Source organism: Herbihabitans rhizosphaerae, from assembly GCF_004216555.1.
Lineage (GTDB): Bacteria > Actinomycetota > Actinomycetes > Mycobacteriales > Pseudonocardiaceae > Herbihabitans > Herbihabitans rhizosphaerae.
The window spans coordinates 161,272-176,410 of record NZ_SGWQ01000006.1 but is presented as its reverse complement, the minus strand read 5'-3'; the positions used below and the strand labels follow the sequence as shown (position 1 = coordinate 176,410).

Annotated in this window: 15 protein-coding genes; 4 read left to right on the top strand and 11 right to left on the bottom strand. The window is 71.0% G+C overall.

The window, feature by feature from the left end:
• Window positions 1-33: 33 nt before the first annotated feature.
• Entirely contained in the window at window positions 34-297 is a 264-nt protein-coding gene (locus EV193_RS19240; protein ID WP_423202189.1) for a hypothetical protein, read from the bottom strand.
• The gene (locus EV193_RS19235; RefSeq protein WP_242613502.1) at window positions 266-1,552 is read right to left on the bottom strand and encodes a PspC domain-containing protein; all 1,287 of its coding nucleotides are present in this window, start codon (window positions 1,550-1,552) and stop codon (window positions 266-268) included. Before EV193_RS19235 ends, EV193_RS19240 begins: the two co-directional genes overlap by 32 nt.
• A 131-nt stretch (window positions 1,553-1,683) precedes the next feature.
• Here EV193_RS19235 and EV193_RS19230 point away from each other — a divergent pair, with 131 nt between their 5' ends.
• Together EV193_RS19230 and EV193_RS19225 are read left to right on the top strand one after the other, a co-directional pair.
• Window positions 1,684-3,045, top strand: coding sequence for an ATP-binding protein (locus EV193_RS19230; protein WP_423202188.1), 1,362 nt, complete (start codon window positions 1,684-1,686; stop codon window positions 3,043-3,045).
• Window positions 3,042-3,737: a response regulator gene (locus EV193_RS19225; RefSeq protein ID WP_130345564.1), complete on the top strand. Its 696-nt coding sequence runs from the start codon at window positions 3,042-3,044 to the stop codon at window positions 3,735-3,737. Before EV193_RS19230 ends, EV193_RS19225 begins: the two co-directional genes overlap by 4 nt.
• A gap of 59 nt (window positions 3,738-3,796) precedes the next feature.
• Here the strand turns inward: EV193_RS19225 and EV193_RS19220 are convergent, their stop codons facing one another.
• The 9 genes from EV193_RS19220 to EV193_RS19175 form a co-directional block, all read right to left on the bottom strand.
• On the bottom strand, window positions 3,797-5,386 hold the full coding sequence (locus tag EV193_RS19220; RefSeq protein WP_130345563.1) for a serine/threonine-protein kinase: 1,590 nt from the start codon (window positions 5,384-5,386) through the stop codon (window positions 3,797-3,799).
• Window positions 5,387-5,469: 83 nt separating this feature from the next.
• On the bottom strand, window positions 5,470-6,837 hold the full coding sequence (locus EV193_RS19215; RefSeq protein ID WP_130345562.1) for a serine/threonine-protein kinase: 1,368 nt from the start codon (window positions 6,835-6,837) through the stop codon (window positions 5,470-5,472).
• 234 nt (window positions 6,838-7,071) lie between these two features.
• Complete coding sequence (locus EV193_RS19210; RefSeq protein ID WP_130345561.1) at window positions 7,072-7,803, bottom strand: hypothetical protein; 732 nt, start codon at window positions 7,801-7,803, stop codon at window positions 7,072-7,074.
• 260 nt (window positions 7,804-8,063) lie between these two features.
• Complete coding sequence (locus EV193_RS19205) at window positions 8,064-8,870, bottom strand: hypothetical protein (protein ID WP_130345560.1); 807 nt, start codon at window positions 8,868-8,870, stop codon at window positions 8,064-8,066.
• A 272-nt stretch (window positions 8,871-9,142) separates the two neighbouring features.
• Window positions 9,143-9,865 carry a PIG-L deacetylase family protein gene (locus tag EV193_RS19195; protein ID WP_130345558.1) on the bottom strand — a complete coding sequence of 241 codons (723 nt, stop codon included), beginning with the start codon at window positions 9,863-9,865 and terminating at the stop codon, window positions 9,143-9,145.
• A gap of 140 nt (window positions 9,866-10,005) precedes the next feature.
• Window positions 10,006-10,311, bottom strand: a complete 306-nt coding sequence (locus tag EV193_RS19190) for a hypothetical protein (RefSeq protein ID WP_130345557.1) — start codon at window positions 10,309-10,311, stop codon at window positions 10,006-10,008.
• A gap of 68 nt (window positions 10,312-10,379) precedes the next feature.
• Window positions 10,380-10,706, bottom strand: a complete 327-nt coding sequence (locus EV193_RS19185; RefSeq protein ID WP_130345556.1) for a chorismate mutase — start codon at window positions 10,704-10,706, stop codon at window positions 10,380-10,382.
• A 192-nt stretch (window positions 10,707-10,898) separates the two neighbouring features.
• The gene (locus EV193_RS19180; RefSeq protein WP_130345555.1) at window positions 10,899-11,336 is read right to left on the bottom strand and encodes a DUF1707 SHOCT-like domain-containing protein; all 438 of its coding nucleotides are present in this window, start codon (window positions 11,334-11,336) and stop codon (window positions 10,899-10,901) included.
• The gene (locus EV193_RS19175) at window positions 11,333-12,106 is read right to left on the bottom strand and encodes a DedA family protein (protein ID WP_130345554.1); all 774 of its coding nucleotides are present in this window, start codon (window positions 12,104-12,106) and stop codon (window positions 11,333-11,335) included. The genes EV193_RS19180 and EV193_RS19175 overlap by 4 nt, the downstream gene beginning before the upstream one ends.
• Window positions 12,107-12,285: 179 nt before the next feature.
• On the opposite strand from EV193_RS19175, the gene pcrA reads away from it, so the two are divergent.
• Window positions 12,286-14,697, top strand: a complete 2,412-nt coding sequence (gene pcrA / locus EV193_RS19170; protein ID WP_130345553.1) for a DNA helicase PcrA — start codon at window positions 12,286-12,288, stop codon at window positions 14,695-14,697.
• A 128-nt stretch (window positions 14,698-14,825) separates the two neighbouring features.
• Complete coding sequence (locus EV193_RS19165; protein ID WP_130345552.1) at window positions 14,826-15,137, top strand: hypothetical protein; 312 nt, start codon at window positions 14,826-14,828, stop codon at window positions 15,135-15,137.
• The last annotated feature ends 2 nt before the right edge of the window (window positions 15,138-15,139 follow it).

Genomic DNA, 15,139 nt, shown 5'->3' with positions numbered 1-15,139 from the left:
ACACCGACCGCCGTATTTCCGAGCCCACGTCGACTAGCGGGACTTCTTCTTCCGCTTGTCGCCGCGCATCGACGCGGCGAGCAGCAGCAGGCCGACCAGCACCGCGCCGCCGGCGAGCACCCACCGCCCGTCCACGGACGGCACCCAGATGTCGCCGTCGGTCAGCACGTAGGCGGAGACCAGCAGGGTGGCGATCCCGGCCAGCAGTGCCAGCGGGTCGATGCCGCGCTTGCCGACCTGCTTGCCGGCCAGGTCATCCGTCTCGTCAGCCACGGCGCACCTCCACGCTGCCCACATCGGTCTTCACCGTCAGGTCGATCTTCAACCCGCCAGGGCCGTCGTCTCCGTCGTTGTTCACCTTGAGCTGGCCGCCCAGGCCGTTGATCGTGCGGTCCAGGCAGGTGACCTCGCCGACGTCGGTCTCGCACTTCAGGTCGACGTCGGCGTTCTTCGGCAGGATCACCGTCGCGTCGCCGGCGTCCACGTCGACCCGCGTGTTCACGTCGCCGATCGCGGGCAGCCTGGTCAGGTCCAGTGACACCGAGCCGACCGACCGCTCGTAGGAGGACTGCACGGCGTCGATGGTGGTCGGCGCCTCGGTGATGTCGCCGACGCCGCCTTGCCCGTCGAAGTCGCTCGCGGTCATCAGGATGCCGACCATGGACAGCGGAACCGCCAGCCCGATCAGCCCCCGGCCGCCCCGCACGAACGCGCCGCCGACCAGTCCGAGGCCGATCACCGCGAGCGAGACGCCGACGATGTGCGGCGGCGTGAACCAGCCGCTGGTGCCCGGCGAGACCAGCGTCATCAGGGCCGCCCCGCCACCGACGATCAGCAGCGCCGCGATGGTCATCATGCCGATCTTGGAGCGCTGCTGCGCCGGCTCCGGCGGCTCCTCGACCGGCGGCTGGCTCGGCTCCGGGAGATCCCACGCGAACGGTGCCGCGCCAAGCGGATCCCAGGCCGGCGGCGTGGTGCGCTCCTCGACCGGCAACTCCCGCGTGCCGTCCGCCGGAGTGTCCACAGTGGACGGTTGCGGCCGCGGGGCGGTGGTCGCGAACGTGTCAGCCGGCATGGGGCTCGCCACCGGCTGCGCTGCCACCTGCCGAACGTGGCTTCGGTTGCGGTGCAACAGATACAGCGCGCCGGCGCACACGATCAACCCGATGTAACCCGGGAAGAACCCGTCGAACACCCAGCCGAACGCCGGGATCAGCAGGCCGCACAGCAGCAGCGTGAAGATCGCCGATGTGGAGCTGCGCCCCCGGCCGACGAGCGACTCCAGTGGCGAGGTCTCGTCGGACTCCTCCGGCAGCAGCAGCCAGCCGAGCAGGTACAGCACGATGCCCGCGCCGCCGTAGAGCGCGCCGACCAGGAACGCCACCCGCACGAGCACCGGATCGATGCCGTACCGGTGGCCGATGCCGGCCGCCACACCGGCGATCTTGCGGCCGCGCCGGGGACGCCGTGGCCTGTTCGCCCAGAAGTCGTTGAGCGAGTCCTCGGCGCCCGAGGCACTGGGGCCGGACTGGGATCTATGCGTACCGTTCACATTACCGAGCATCCGTCGTCGGAGAGCGTGAGGCATCGGGGACGCCCCTGAGGTTGCCCCGAATCGTACGGTCTGGACGTCCGGGTGCTTCCCTGATGAAACGCGCGCGCGTGCGTGTGACCATTCTGGGTGTGACAGTGCAGGTAGACGAAGCGGCCCAGCGAACGGCCGGGCAGACCGAGGAGGGCACCGGCGTGGTGGCCCCAAGTCGCGACAACTCGCCGGCGGTGGCCGAACCGAAGGTCTTCCGCCGGAGGTCAGGGCGCACGATCGCCGGTGTGGCCGGCGGTGTGGCCGACCACCTCGGCGTGGACGTGCTGTGGGTGCGCGCCGCGTTCGCGGTGCTCGCCGCACTCGGTGGCGCCGGCGCGGTCGCCTACGGCCTGCTCTGGGTGTTCGTGCCGCAGGCGCCGGCCGATGCGGGCGAACCAGTCTCGACCAAGGAGCGCCAGCAGGCGTTCGGTCTGGTCGCGCTGGGCATCGGGCTCGCGGTCGCGGTCGGCACGCTGTCCGGCTACGTCAGCGGCTGGGTCGCCGGCGGACTCGCGGTGACCATGGTCGGCGCCGTCGTGGTGTGGCGCGAGGCCGACGAGTCGCAGCGGCGGCGCTGGCGCGCGGGTGCGCGGTCCGGCGTGCTCGGCGGAGGCGGCCGGGGCGCGCTGGTCCGCGTGCTCACCGGCGCGGCGCTGGTCACCACCGGTATCGCCGTGTTCCTGGCACCCGGCGTGAAGCTGGACCAGATCCAGTTCGCCCTGCTCGCGGTGCTCGCCGCGCTGGTCGGCGTCGCGGTGCTGACCGTCCCGTGGTGGCTGCGCATGGTGCGCGACCTCGGCGAGGAGCGGCGCGCCCGCATCCGCACCGAGGAGCGCGCCGAGATCGCCGCGCACCTGCACGACTCCGTACTGCAGACGCTCGCGCTGATCCAGAAGCAGTCCGAGACGCCGCGCGAGGTGCAGCGGCTGGCCCGCGGCCAGGAGCGGCAGCTTCGTGGCTGGCTGTACGGGCCGGCCGGCTACGGCGCGCGCGTGTCCTCCGGCGGGGTGAAGCCGGCGCCCGGACAACCCCAGGTGATCGTCACCAGCACGCTGTCCGAGGCGGTGGCAAGGGTCAGCGGCGAGGTCGAGGACTCCTTCGCGATCAAGGTGCAGCACGTGGTGGTCGGCGACTGCGAGGTGGACGAGAAGCTGGCGGCACTCGTGCAGGCCACCCGCGAGGCCACGGTCAACGCGGCCAAGCACGCCGGCGTCGGCGAGGTGAGCGTGTACGCCGAGGTGGAGCCGGAGCAGGTGAGCGTGTTCGTGCGGGACCGGGGCAGGGGATTCGATCCGGACGGGGTTTCCCCGGACCGGCATGGGCTCGCCGGCTCGATCAGGGGCAGGATGGAGCGCAACGGCGGCGAGGTGCGGCTGCGCACCGCGCTCGGCGAGGGCACCGAGGTCGGCCTCACCATGCCGAGGGCCAGCGTGACACGACGGACGAAGGAGCAGGCGTGAGCGACAGCGAGACCCAGTCAGGGCCACAGTCTGGAGCACGGCGCCCGGTGCGGGTGTTCCTCGTCGACGACCACGCGTTGTTCCGTGCGGGCGTGCGCACCGAGCTGGACTCGCTGACCGACGAGGTGGAGGTCGTCGGCGAGGCCGGCACGGTCGGCGAGGCGGTCGCCGGGATCGGCCACCACAAGCCGGACGTGGTGCTGCTGGACGTGCACATGCCCGACGGCGGCGGCGCCGAGGTGCTGCGCCGCTCCCGGCCCGACCACCCCGAGATCACCTTCCTGGCGCTGTCGGTGTCCGACGCCGCCGAGGACGTGATCGCGGTGATCCGGGCCGGCGCGCGCGGCTACGTCACCAAGACGATCTCCAGCCAGGAACTGGTGCGCGCGGTGGTGCGGGTGTCCGACGGCGACGCGGTGTTCTCGCCGCGGCTGGCCGGCTTCGTGCTGGACGCGTTCGCCGACCGGCCCGGCGCCGCGCCGATCAGCGACCCGGAGCTGGACCTGCTCACCCCGCGCGAGCGGGACGTGCTGCGGCTACTCGCGCGCGGGTACGCGTACAAGGAGATCGCCTCGGAGCTGTTCATCTCGGTGAAGACGGTCGAGACGCACGTGTCCAGCGTGCTGCGCAAGACCCAGCTGTCCAACCGGTACGAGCTGTCCCGCTGGGCGTCGGACCGCCGGCTGGTGTGAGCCAGGCCGCGTCTGACGGATCCATGGTCGCCCATCGACCGAGATCCATCAGGCACGACCTACCGCTCGCCGCCGCCGGGGATCTGGATGTAGTCGTCGATCAGGATCTTGCCGTCCTTCTCGATCATCGTGAACACGTAGCCCTCGCGGGACTCCTTGTCCTTCTTGGTCTCGAACTTGATCTGGGCGAACACGGTGCTGCCCACCGCACGCGTGTTGCCCGCCTCGGCGGACTCCAGCCCGTCGACGAACTTCTCCCAGGTCTCCCGGCCGCGTGTCTTCTGCTGCGCCCTCGGGCTGAGCCGGCTCCACGCCTCGTCGCGCTGCGTCAGAAGCAGGCTGTAGTACTCGCGGACGGCCTTCTCCAGGTCCGCGGCGGTCGGCTTGTACGACGTCGTGGTCGGAGTCGTCGTCGTGGCCGTGGTGGTCGGCGGCTTGGACGTCGTGGTCCGCTTCTCGGTGGTGGCCGGCGGTGGCGGCGCGCTGCTCGACGCGGGCGGCGGGGACGCGTCGTTCTCGCGGTTGGTCAGCAGCACGGCGACCAGCACCCCGATCGCGGCGGCGAGCAGGATCGCCAGCACCGTCAGCACGATCGCGCGGGTGTTCGTCTTCTTGGCGGGCGGCGGCCCGTGGTAGGGCACGTGCGCCTGCTGCGACTGGTGTGGCGGCTGGGTCGGGGGAGGCGTCGGGTGCGGCTCGGCGAACGGGTGCGGGTCGATCCTGGTCCCGCTGTGCGCCGGCTGGGTCGGCGGCGGGATGGGTGTCGGCGGCACCAGCGGTATCGCCTGTGTCGGGCCGGCGGGGCTGAGCAGGCCCGGGGTGACCGACCGGCCGGTGGCCACGGCGGCGAGCGCCTCCTGGGCCGCGGTCATCGTGGGGCGCTCGGTGGGTTCGGAACGCAGCAGCTGCATCAGCAGCGCGGTGAGCGGCCCGGCCTGCCTCGGCGGCGTCACCGCACCGGCGGCCACCGCGTGCAGCAGCGCGAAGGTGTTCTCGGACAGGCCGAACGGGGAGCGCCCCTCGACCGCCGTGTACAGCGTCGAGCCGAGCGAGAACACGTCGGACGCCGGGGTCGGATCGTGCCCCTTGGCCACCTCGGGCGCCAGGTACGCGGGCGTGCCGGCGAGCATTCCGGTGGCGGTCACCGTGACGTCGCCGGTCGCGCGGGAGATGCCGAAGTCGGTGATCTTCACGCTGCCGTCGTCGCCGAGCAGCACGTTGGCCGGCTTCACGTCCCGGTGCACGATCCCGGCCGCGTGCGCCGCCTCCAGCGCGCTGGCCACCTCGGCGCCGATCCGCGCGGTCTCCTCCGGGCTGAGCACACCGCGCTCGTCGATCACCGCGGCCAGGCTCTGCGACGGCAGGTACTCCATGATCAGCCACGGGTCGCCGTCGTGCTGAGCGACGTCGTAGACGGTGATCGCGTTGGAGTGCTGCAGGCGCGCGGCGATCCGGCCCTCGCGCATCGAGCGCGCCCGCGCCTCCTCGGACTGCGCGGTGCTCAGGCCGGGGCGGTGCAGCAGTTGCTTGACCGCCACCGTCCGGTGCAGCCGCTCGTCGTGCGCCTGCCAGACGACTCCCATGGCACCGCTGCCGATGCGCTGGCCCAACCGGTATCGGCCGGCGACCAGGGAGCCTTCGTCAGTCACGGTCCACCCCGGTTAGGTCGATCAGGCGGCGCGAGATTACACCACCGTAGGTGAGCTGGGCCGCACGCGGGCACCAATCGGTGTCAGTTCCCGCCGCTGGTAGTTGCCGGCCTCGACGTGGTGGTCGGCCGGGTCGTCGTCGTGGTCGGACGGTCGTCCGGAGTGGTGGTGGTCGGGACCGGCTCGCTCGACGTGGTGGTCGGCACCGAGCTGGTCGTCGGCCGCTTGGACGTCGTCGCGGTCGGCTTCTGAGACTTGGTGGTCGTCTCCTCCGTCGGCCCCGGCGGGGGACCGGCGCCCGGCGGCTGATAGGCCGACGTGCCGTTGATCGGCGTGGTGCCGCCCGGTGTCGCGTCCGTGTTCCGCGTGGTGAGGAACCACGCGCCGAATCCGAGCACCACGAGCAGCGCGACACCCGCGAGGACCAGCGGCCCGCGCGCACGGCGGCGCGGCTCGTCACCGGCGGCGGCCGAGGGGACCGGCTCGCCGTGACGGGTGCCGGCGTCGGCCGGGCCGACCATCCGGGTCGCCGCGTCGTGGTCGACCAGTTGCGTGGCCTGCTCGCCGGCCGGGTCGGCCAGCGCGGTGGGCGCGTCCGCGATCGCCGCGAAGCCGCTGAGGTTCGGCTGGTCGCCGTAGGAGACGTCGGACAGCATGTCGCGCGCCTGCGCGGTGTCCGGCCGGTCCTCCGGCTCGGTGGCCAGCAGCACGGCCAGCACCGGCCCCAGCTCGCCCGAGCGGGACGGCGGGTTGATCCTGCCGGCGGCGACCGCGTGCAGCAGGCCCAGCGTGTTCTCCGACAGGCCGAACGGCGGCTCGCCCTCGGTCGCCGCGTACAGCGTCGAGCCGAGCGAGAACACGTCGGACGGCGGTGCCGGATCCCGGCCGCAGGCCACCTCGGGTGCGAGGTAGGCGGGCGTGCCGGCGATCAGGCCGGTCTTGGTGACCGTGACGTCGTCGGTGGCCCGCGAGATGCCGAAGTCGGTGATCTTCACGACGCCGTTGTCGCCGAGCAGGATGTTGGCCGGCTTGACGTCGCGGTGCACGATCCCGGCGGCGTGCGCGGCCGCCAGCGCGGCGGCGACCTGGCTGCCGATCCTGGCGACCTCGCGCGGCTGCAGCGGGCCGTGCTCGGCCAGCACCGCGGCCAGGCTCGACGACGGCAGGTACTCCATGATCAGGCAGGGCACGCCGTCGGTGTCCACGACGTCGAACACGGTGATCGCGTTCGGGTGGTGCAGGCGCGCGGCGATCCGGCCCTCGCGCATGCAGCGCTGGACGGCCTCTTCCCGCTCCTCGGCGGGCAGGTCCGGCGCGAGCAGCAGCTTCTTGACGGCGACCGTGCGGTTCAGGCGCTCGTCCTGCGCCTGCCACACCACGCCCATGGCACCGCTGCCGATCTTGTGCAGCAGCCGGTACCGGCCGGCGATGAGCCTCCCCTGTTCACTCACCGACAACCACCGCCGTGATTCGTTCGTTTCGCAAGCTCGGTCACGGGTCCTCCAGAGACCTTTACCGTGGCGCTCGCACTAGCCGTACTGCGTTCGCCGATTTCCCCCAGGCACACCGACCTCATCAGGCTAGGTGCTCACTCTGCGCACACGAACGCAGTCCACCATGTGGGTGCACGCGGAGGCGACTGTACACACCGTCACGAAGCCCGTGGTTCGGCCCCCTGGCAAGCCTCAGCTGCGCTGGGCGGACAGGATCTCGGCGCCGACGATCCTCGGCGAACTGCCGCCCGAGGTGGTCAGCAGCTGCTGGACGCGCAGGTGCGAGCCGTCGGCCATGTGCATCAGCACGGTCGCGATCGCCGAGTTGCCCTGCCGCTGGCGCACGTCGAGCACGTCGACCTGCTGGACGCCCTGCCAGGACTGGACGAACGGCCCGAGGTTCGCGCCGAGCAGGTTGCCGGCCAGCAGCCCGATCGCGTCGTGCGGGCGGCGGCGCAGCCGGTCGTAGAAGTCGCGGGCCACCTCGACGGTCGACGGCGGGGGCGAGGCCGTACGACCGGTCGGCGGCGCGCTGGACGTACTGGGCTTCTGCGGCACGGGCAGCGCCGGCAGGTCGCCTTCCTGCGCGTGGTCGTGGTCGTGGTCGTGCGAGTGGCCGGACGAGGTCGGTCGTTCGACGTCGCCGAGCAGGCCGAGTTGGAGCAGGTCCGGGCGCAGCGCCTGCTCGCCGGTGATCTGGGCGGCCTGGCGGACGTCGTCGACCCGCTCGGCCTGCCGGTCGCTGGAGATCACCGACGCGGCGGCGACCGAGCCGCACAGCATGCAGGCCGCCAAGGTGATGCCGGCCAGCTTGGCGATCTGGGCGTGCGTCGTCGGCTGCCTGCGATGGCTGGCCGGAAGGCCGTCCTCGCCCACGAACTCGTCCAGCACCGTGCCGGTGCGGTAGCCGCGTGGGCGCGTCATGGCCGACCGCGACTTGATCAGTTCAGTGACATGTACTGAGCCGTCGCGGGCATGACGTCGTCCGACAGTGGGACGGTCCACAGGAAAACTTCCTCCGTGCGTTGCGCGATCGGGGGACTACGTAACCGTGAAAGGCACCCGAGCCGCCAGTCTTACGCGCCAGTTCACCTGATCGTGGAGACGAACGGCAGGGGGTGTCACTCGATAGGAGTAGTGCTTACGAAGCGCGTCCGATCACCCATCGACCGCTTATCGAGCGATCAGTGGGCGGTTTCGGAGCTGATCTTGGGATCGTTACCGGTGGAGAACCGCAGCTCCCGCTCCTCGGTGTGGGCCGTGCCGTCCTTCTTCACGATCCGCACCACGCTGCGCGAGGTCGAGGTGCTCGGATCGATGATGATTTTCTTCACCTCGACCCGGGACACGTTCGCGTACTTCTTCCGCAGCGCCTCCTTGCCCTCGCTGCGCATCTGGCCGGTGGTCATGGCGTACGCGGCGTCCGGGTTGTCGGTCACCGCCATGTAGTACTGCTCGGTCTTGTCGCCGACCTTCTTGGCATCGGTGACCTCGAACGGGTAGGCGTTGGTGGTCGACCTGCTCGGCGGCGTTGCCGGCCTTGTGGGGCTGCCCGTTGTGGATGAGGTGCCGCCGGTCGGGCGTGACCCGGAGGTGATGATCGTGGTGCCGCCACCCGGCAGGTGCACGATCGACCCCGGTGAGCCGCTGGTCAGCAGGGACGGGTCGTCCGTCGGCGACGACGTCGTGGTCGAACCCGACGACGACCGGCTGGACGAACCCCGGCCGGTGGAGCTGCCCTCGAGCACGCCGTCGGTCGGAATCGGGTTCAGCATCTGGGGTGTCGGCAGGCCCGGCAGCGCGTCGAGCACCTGTGGCTCACGCTGCTTGCCGACCAGTGCGGCGGCCGCCACGGCCAGGCCGATCACCACGGCCACCGAGGCCGACACCGCGAACCACGCGGCCCGCCGCCAGCTCGGCGGTGGGGTCACCGACGCCGGCACCGTGCCGAGATCGAACCCGCGCAGCCCGCCGGGCGACGTGTGCGACATGGAGTCGATCAGCGGATTCCGGGGTGGAGGGTTCTGGGGGGGAGGGTTCCGGGGTGGCTGGTCCGACGGCGGCCGAGGCGGCGGCATCACCACCTGTCTGGCGTGCGCGGGACGGCGGCGCGGAGCCCCCGCCGGGACGGCCGGCGTCCAATGCCTCCCGGCCGAGTCGAGGCTGTGACGACCGTGGTGCGACGCGAACTCACCAGCACGCTCCCCATAGCTCATGCTGTAGTGACTCCTCTCGCTCCCGGTCGTGACGCGAACACTCTGTGTCAGTTCGTGTCGACTACCTGGAAGACCTCTGCCAGGTGTCCGACCGGCAGCCCGTGGCGCCTCGCGGCCCTCGACAGGTGCTGTCGAAGGTTCTCCTCGAGCCCCTCGGCTGTCCCCACTTGCGAGCGGTGCTGGCGCAGCGCCTCGATCTTCTTCGCGAACGTATCGGTGACGTCCACCGCGTGGTTGCGCGCGGCCGGCGGGCCGTCGGCGAGCCACAGCTCGCGCACCGTCCACGGCCGCAGGCCCTCGTCCCGCAGCAGCTCGGGGTGCGCGTTCGGGTTCCGCGCGTCGGGGTAGACCGCGGCGAACGCGGCCTCGCCGGTCGCGCGGTGGTCGGGGTGGGTGGTGACCACCATCTCCCAGTTGATCTCCGGCGACCAGGTCAGCACCCGGTCCGGCCGGAACTCCCTGATCGCGCGGGTGATGTCGCGGCGAAGCTCGATCGACGGGGTGAGCGCGCCGTCCGGGTGATCAAGAAAGGTCACCCGTTCGACGCCGATCACCGACGCGGCGGCGCGCTGCTCGGCGCGCCTGGTCTCGGCGATCTCGGCTCGCGGGACCTCGGGTTCGCCGGCCGCCTCGCCCGAGGTGCACACCAGGTAGGCCACCTCGATGCCGGCGCTCCTCCACGCCGCGACCGTGCCCGCCGCCCCGAAATCGACGTCGTCAGGGTGCGCGGTCACCACGAGCGCACGACCGACGTCATCGCGAGGGGACACGACTCTCACCCACTCCGCAAAACCAGGGGCTTAAGTCTCTAAGGGTAAGCCGTGCGTGAGGCGCCGCCGCACCCAGTACGCCCTACGGCGGTGCGTTACACGATCGGGTGACACCCCTTGTGGGCTGGCGAAATACCTGCTTAGCCGCCGCTGCGGTACCGCTGCTGAGTCGACTGCAGGGCCTTGGTCGCCACCGCTCCGGAGCCGGCGCCGAGCAGGATCGCCAGGACGTCCGCGAACCCGCTGCCGTTGGCGAGCAGGAGCCCGACCGCCGCCGCCGCGGTGGTCACGCCGGCGATCGGCCACCGCGACCGCACGTACTGCGCGATCTGCGTCCCGCCGGCCCGCTTGTTCGCCGCGGAGTTCAGCATGGCCAGGTAGCCGGCGTGTCCCAGTGCGGCGAGCAGGCCCGCGATGGCGATGATGAAGGCGATCAAGTTCAGCATGTGTCCAGTGTGCCCTGTTCTCGACGTCCGCGGATGGGTGATCCCCCTGAGCCAGCCCGGATTTCGGGCTACGAGCGACCGAGCCTTCCCCGGCCCATGTTGAGCAGGGCCATGGCGATCGCGCGGCCGTCCTGGCCCAGTTCGCGGTAGCGGGCGAGCACGTCCATCTCGCGGTTCACCACGATCCGAGGACCGCCGGCGGCCATGCGCGCCGCCCCGATCGTCTTGGACACCTCGACCCGGCGTTTGACCAGACGCAGAATCTCCGCGTCGAGCCAGTCGATCTCCTTGCGCAGCTCGGTGATCTGGTCAGGGGACGGCTCGGCTGCCCCCGACTCGGCTGGCTGGGACTCGGCTGGCTCGGACTTGCTCTCGTCCTGCGACGTGGTGGTCATCGTGTTCCTCCGCGTTCTGCGGATTCCCGGCCCGGAAAGCGTCGAGCCCCGGGTCCGTGGACTCCGGGGCTCGTGTGGTTCGTTGCGCTACGCGACCACGGGAGCCGGAGTCCGGTTCCCGTAAAAAAAGAAGAACTGCGTAGCCACGTGGTCGATTCTGGCACAAGCCGTCCACGGAGTCGAACGCCGGTCCTACCCCGTGGGAAGGCGGCGACGGGCCCAGCCACTCCTGCGGATCCGCGCGTGCACCAGCAGGCTCATCGCCAGCCAGAACATCGGGAAGATCGGCCAGAAGTACGGGATCGGCGAGGCGACCCACCGGACGATCAGCATCACGCTGATCAGCGTGACGATCGCGGCGTGCACGGCCAGCGGGTTGCGCCGGCCCGCCAGTTGTCCCTGCCACACGGCGGGTGCCCGGGCCGGGCCCCTGGCCGGCTGCGGCGACGGCAGGTCGGAGGTCAGCGTGGTCAGCTCGTGCCGGAACCGCGCCGTGTACACGCTGGTCAGGCGCTCCTCGGTCTCCGCGAGGCTGAGGCGGCCCTCCGCGCCGGCCGCCTGGACCCGGGCGGCGATCTCCTCGCGCTCGGAATCGGAAGCTCTTACCGGGGGTTCTGCTGGAGTGCTCATGCCCCCATGGTGCGATTTTCCGGGGGGCATCGCGTCGGCGAGGGAGCGTCATCCGCACTGCGTCCGTTGGCGTGCGGCGGGCCGGTTTCCGTACGCGCATCGACGTATGCCGACTCGGTGCTGATGCGCTGCTCAGGGAACGCCGCGTCGTCCTCCTCGGCGGCGTCGTCGTTGTCCTGGCGCGTCTGCCTCGTGGCGGCCCTGATCCCGAACAGGCCGATCACCAGACACAGCGTCAGCAGGCCGACCCGGCCCCAGCCGCCGAGCAGCGCGTGCCCGACCTGGCCGGCGAACGCGGCCAGCAGCGACCACGCCACCGCCCACGCGGTGGACGCGATGGCGGCCAGCGAGCCGTAGCGCCGGAACGGCATCCGCATCGCACCGGCGATCACCGGCACGAACGTGTGGCCGACCGCGACGAACCGGAACGCGATGATGGTCGCGACGTCGGCGTTGCCCACGACCTGCTCGGCGCGGTCCCACCGGTGCCGGCCAATCCGGCGACCGATCCAGCCGTCCCGCAGGCGAGGTCCGAAAGTTCGCCCGATCAGGTAACTCGCGGACTGTCCGGCGAAGGTGCCGACCGCCGCCGCGGCGATCGCCACGGGCAGTAGCCGAGGATCCAGGAATCCGACAACGGTGATGACGACGATCTCGCCGGATATCGGCGCGCCGACGAACAACGTCGATTCAACGGCACAACCGACCAGCAGCACCGCGATCAGCATCGCGGGCGGCAGGTTGACCAGGTAGTTCACTAGGTCGGTCATGTGCAGTCCCCACTCACATGCACAACATCGGTTGTACTCCGTCGATCCATACTCCCACCGCAACAGAAAACTTCGAGCCGAAAATCCGGGAACGCCCGGAGAATTTCCCTGACACGCCGCCCTGACACAGAGCGATCGGACGCTGGCTCGTCGGTCCACCCGGGTACCGTTGGCCCACGATGAGCGCTCTGTTCGAACTCCCCACCGACACTGCCGGCACCAAGCCGAAGCCGCGACGCCGTGGCGCCGATCTACTCACTGATCTCAACGACGCGCAGCGGCGCGCCGTCGAGCACAGTGGATCGCCGCTGCTCGTCGTCGCGGGCGCGGGTTCGGGCAAGACACGCGTCCTGACCAGGCGAATCGCCTATCTGCTCGGTGAGCGCGACGTCCATCCCGGCCAGGTCATGGCGATCACCTTCACCAACAAGGCCGCCGCCGAGATGAAGGAGCGGGTCGCCGAGCTGGTCGGCCGGCGGGCCAGCTCGATGTGGGTCTCCACGTTCCACTCGATGTGCGTGCGGGTGATGCGGCGGGACGCGAAGACGCTGGACATGTCCTCCAGCTTCTCCATCTACGACGCTGACGATTCGCGACGACTGATCACCTTGGTGTCACGTGATCTTGATCTCGATCCGAAGCGGTACCCGGCGCGCACCCTCGCGATCGCCATCTCGAACCTGAAGAACGAGCTGATCGACCCGCACCAGGCCGCCGCCGACGCCGGCAACGACTTCGAGCGGCGGGTCGCCGAGGTGTACGAGTCCTACCAGCGGCGGCTCGGCACGGCCAACGCGCTGGACTTCGACGACCTGATCATGCGCACGGTCGATCTGCTGCGGAACTACCCGGACGTGGCGGAGTACTACCGCAGGCGCTTCCGGCACGTGCTGGTCGACGAGTACCAGGACACCAACCACGCGCAGTACGCGCTGGTCCGCGAGCTGGTCGGCACCGGGGAGAACGACATCCCGCCCGGCGAGCTGTGCGTGGTCGGCGACGCCGACCAGTCGATCTACGCGTTCCGGGGCGCGACGATCCGCAACATCGTGGAGTTCGAGCGGGACTACCCGCAGGCCACCACGATCATGCTGGAGCAGAACTACCGGTCCACGCAGACGATCCTGACCGCCGCCAACACGGTGATCTCGCGCAACCCGAACCGGCGGGACAAGCGGCTGTGGACCTCCGCGGGGGACGGCGACAAGATCGTCGGCTACGTCGGGGACAACGAGCACGACGAGGCGGCGTTCGTCGCCAACGAGATCGACAACCTGGTCGACGACGGAGTCGACAGCGGGGACCTGCGCTACAGCGACATCGCGGTGTTCTACCGGACCAACAACCAGTCCCGCGTGTTCGAGGAGATCTTCATCCGGCTCGGCCTGCCCTACCGCGTGGTGGGCGGCGTGCGGTTCTACGAGCGCCGCGAGGTCCGCGACATGCTGGCCTACCTGCGCACGCTGGCCAACCCGGACGACACGGTCAGCCTGCGCCGGATCCTGAACGTGCCCAAGCGCGGCATCGGCGATCGCGCCGAGGCCTGCGTGTCCGCGCACGCCGAGCGGGAGCGGATCACGTTCGCCTCGGCCCTGCGCGACGCGGTGAACGGCAAGGTCGACCTGCTGAACCCGCGCTCGGCCAACGCGATCACCCGGTTCGTCGAGCTGATGGACTCGCTGGCCGAACTGGTCGAGCAGGGTGCCGAGGTGGCGGAGATCCTCGAGGCGATCATGGAGCGCACCGGGTACCGCGTCGAGCTCGAGGAGAGCGACGACCCGCAGGACGCGTCCAGGCTGGAGAACCTGACCGAGCTGGTGACGGTCGCCCGCGAGTTCGCCGAGCAGGCCGCCGCCGCGCCGCCGCCGGAGGTGGACACGGCCGAGGAGGGGCTGGTCGAGCCGGGCTCGCTGCCCGCGTTCCTCGAGCGGGTGTCGCTGGTCGCGGACGCCGACCAGGTGCCGGACGCGGACGAGGACGGCGAGGGCGAGTCCAGCGGCGTGGTCACCCTGATGACCCTGCACACCGCCAAGGGGCTCGAGTACCCGGCGGTGTTCTGCACCGGCTGGGAGGACGGCATATTCCCGCACACCCGGGCGCTCGGCGACCCGGTGGAGCTGGCCGAGGAGCGCCGGCTCGCCTACGTGGGCATCACCCGCGCGCGGCGCAAGCTCTACCTGTCGCGCGCGGTGGTCAGGTCGGCGTGGGGCCAGCCGATGATGAACCCGGCGTCCCGGTTCCTGGACGAGATCCCCGCCGAGCTGATCGACTGGCGGCGGGTGGAGCCGGTCGGATCCGGCCGGGGGCCCGGGTCCGGGCGCTCGGGGCCGGCCATGCGCACGACGTGGGGCAGCCGGGGCTTCGGCGGTGGCGGCGGGTCGACCCGTCCGGCGCCGGGCGGCAAGGGCTGGCAGAACATGCCGGCGATGGCCCTGGAGACCGGAGACCGCGTCAACCACGACAAGTACGGCATGGGCACGGTCGTCGCGACCGACGGCACCGGCCCGAGGGCGACGGCCACCATCGACTTCGGCACCGCCGGCACCGTCCGGCTGATGCTCATCGGCAGCGTCCCGATGGTCAAGCTCTGACCTCCCCAGCTTGACACCCACCGACCCCGGTGTAATCTCGATTTCGAACACACGTTCGAACCGTCCGACCGCGACGGTTCTCGGGACGACGTCCGGGTCGGGGGTGGCCCAGGCAGGGGGTGCTTGGTGTGGACGAGATCTTGTTCGGCGTGCTCGCCGAACGCGTTGTCGGCTATCTGGACACGGTCGACAAGCTCACTTCGGCGTCGAACGCGCTCAGTACGGACGCCCAGCGCATGGTGGCCGCCTGGCGCGCGCTGCTCAAGCTCCACCATCCGGTGGGCGCGCGCGGGCACTGTGGCGGTTGTGCCGCCGGGCGGCACTTCTGGCGCGGCCGTGGGCGGCGCGCGGCGATGTGCACCGTGTGGCGGGTCGCGCACGCCTACTTCGTGCGGCGCCTACCCGGCGAGGGCTCTGGCGACGGTCAGCGGGGCCAGTAGCG

Coding starts and splice junctions, on each gene's coding strand:
- EV193_RS19240 (WP_423202189.1), bottom strand. CDS start 297: ATGTGGGCAGCGTGGAGGTGCGCCGTGGCTGACGAGACGGATGACCTG.
- EV193_RS19210 (WP_130345561.1), bottom strand. CDS start 7,803: ATGACGCGCCCACGCGGCTACCGCACCGGCACGGTGCTGGACGAGTTC.
- EV193_RS19175 (WP_130345554.1), bottom strand. CDS start 12,106: ATGACCGACCTAGTGAACTACCTGGTCAACCTGCCGCCCGCGATGCTG.
- EV193_RS19185 (WP_130345556.1), bottom strand. CDS start 10,706: ATGACCACCACGTCGCAGGACGAGAGCAAGTCCGAGCCAGCCGAGTCC.
- EV193_RS19190 (WP_130345557.1), bottom strand. CDS start 10,311: ATGCTGAACTTGATCGCCTTCATCATCGCCATCGCGGGCCTGCTCGCC.
- EV193_RS19205 (WP_130345560.1), bottom strand. CDS start 8,870: ATGTCGCACACGTCGCCCGGCGGGCTGCGCGGGTTCGATCTCGGCACG.
- pcrA (WP_130345553.1), top strand. CDS start 12,286: ATGAGCGCTCTGTTCGAACTCCCCACCGACACTGCCGGCACCAAGCCG.
- EV193_RS19180 (WP_130345555.1), bottom strand. CDS start 11,336: ATGAGCACTCCAGCAGAACCCCCGGTAAGAGCTTCCGATTCCGAGCGC.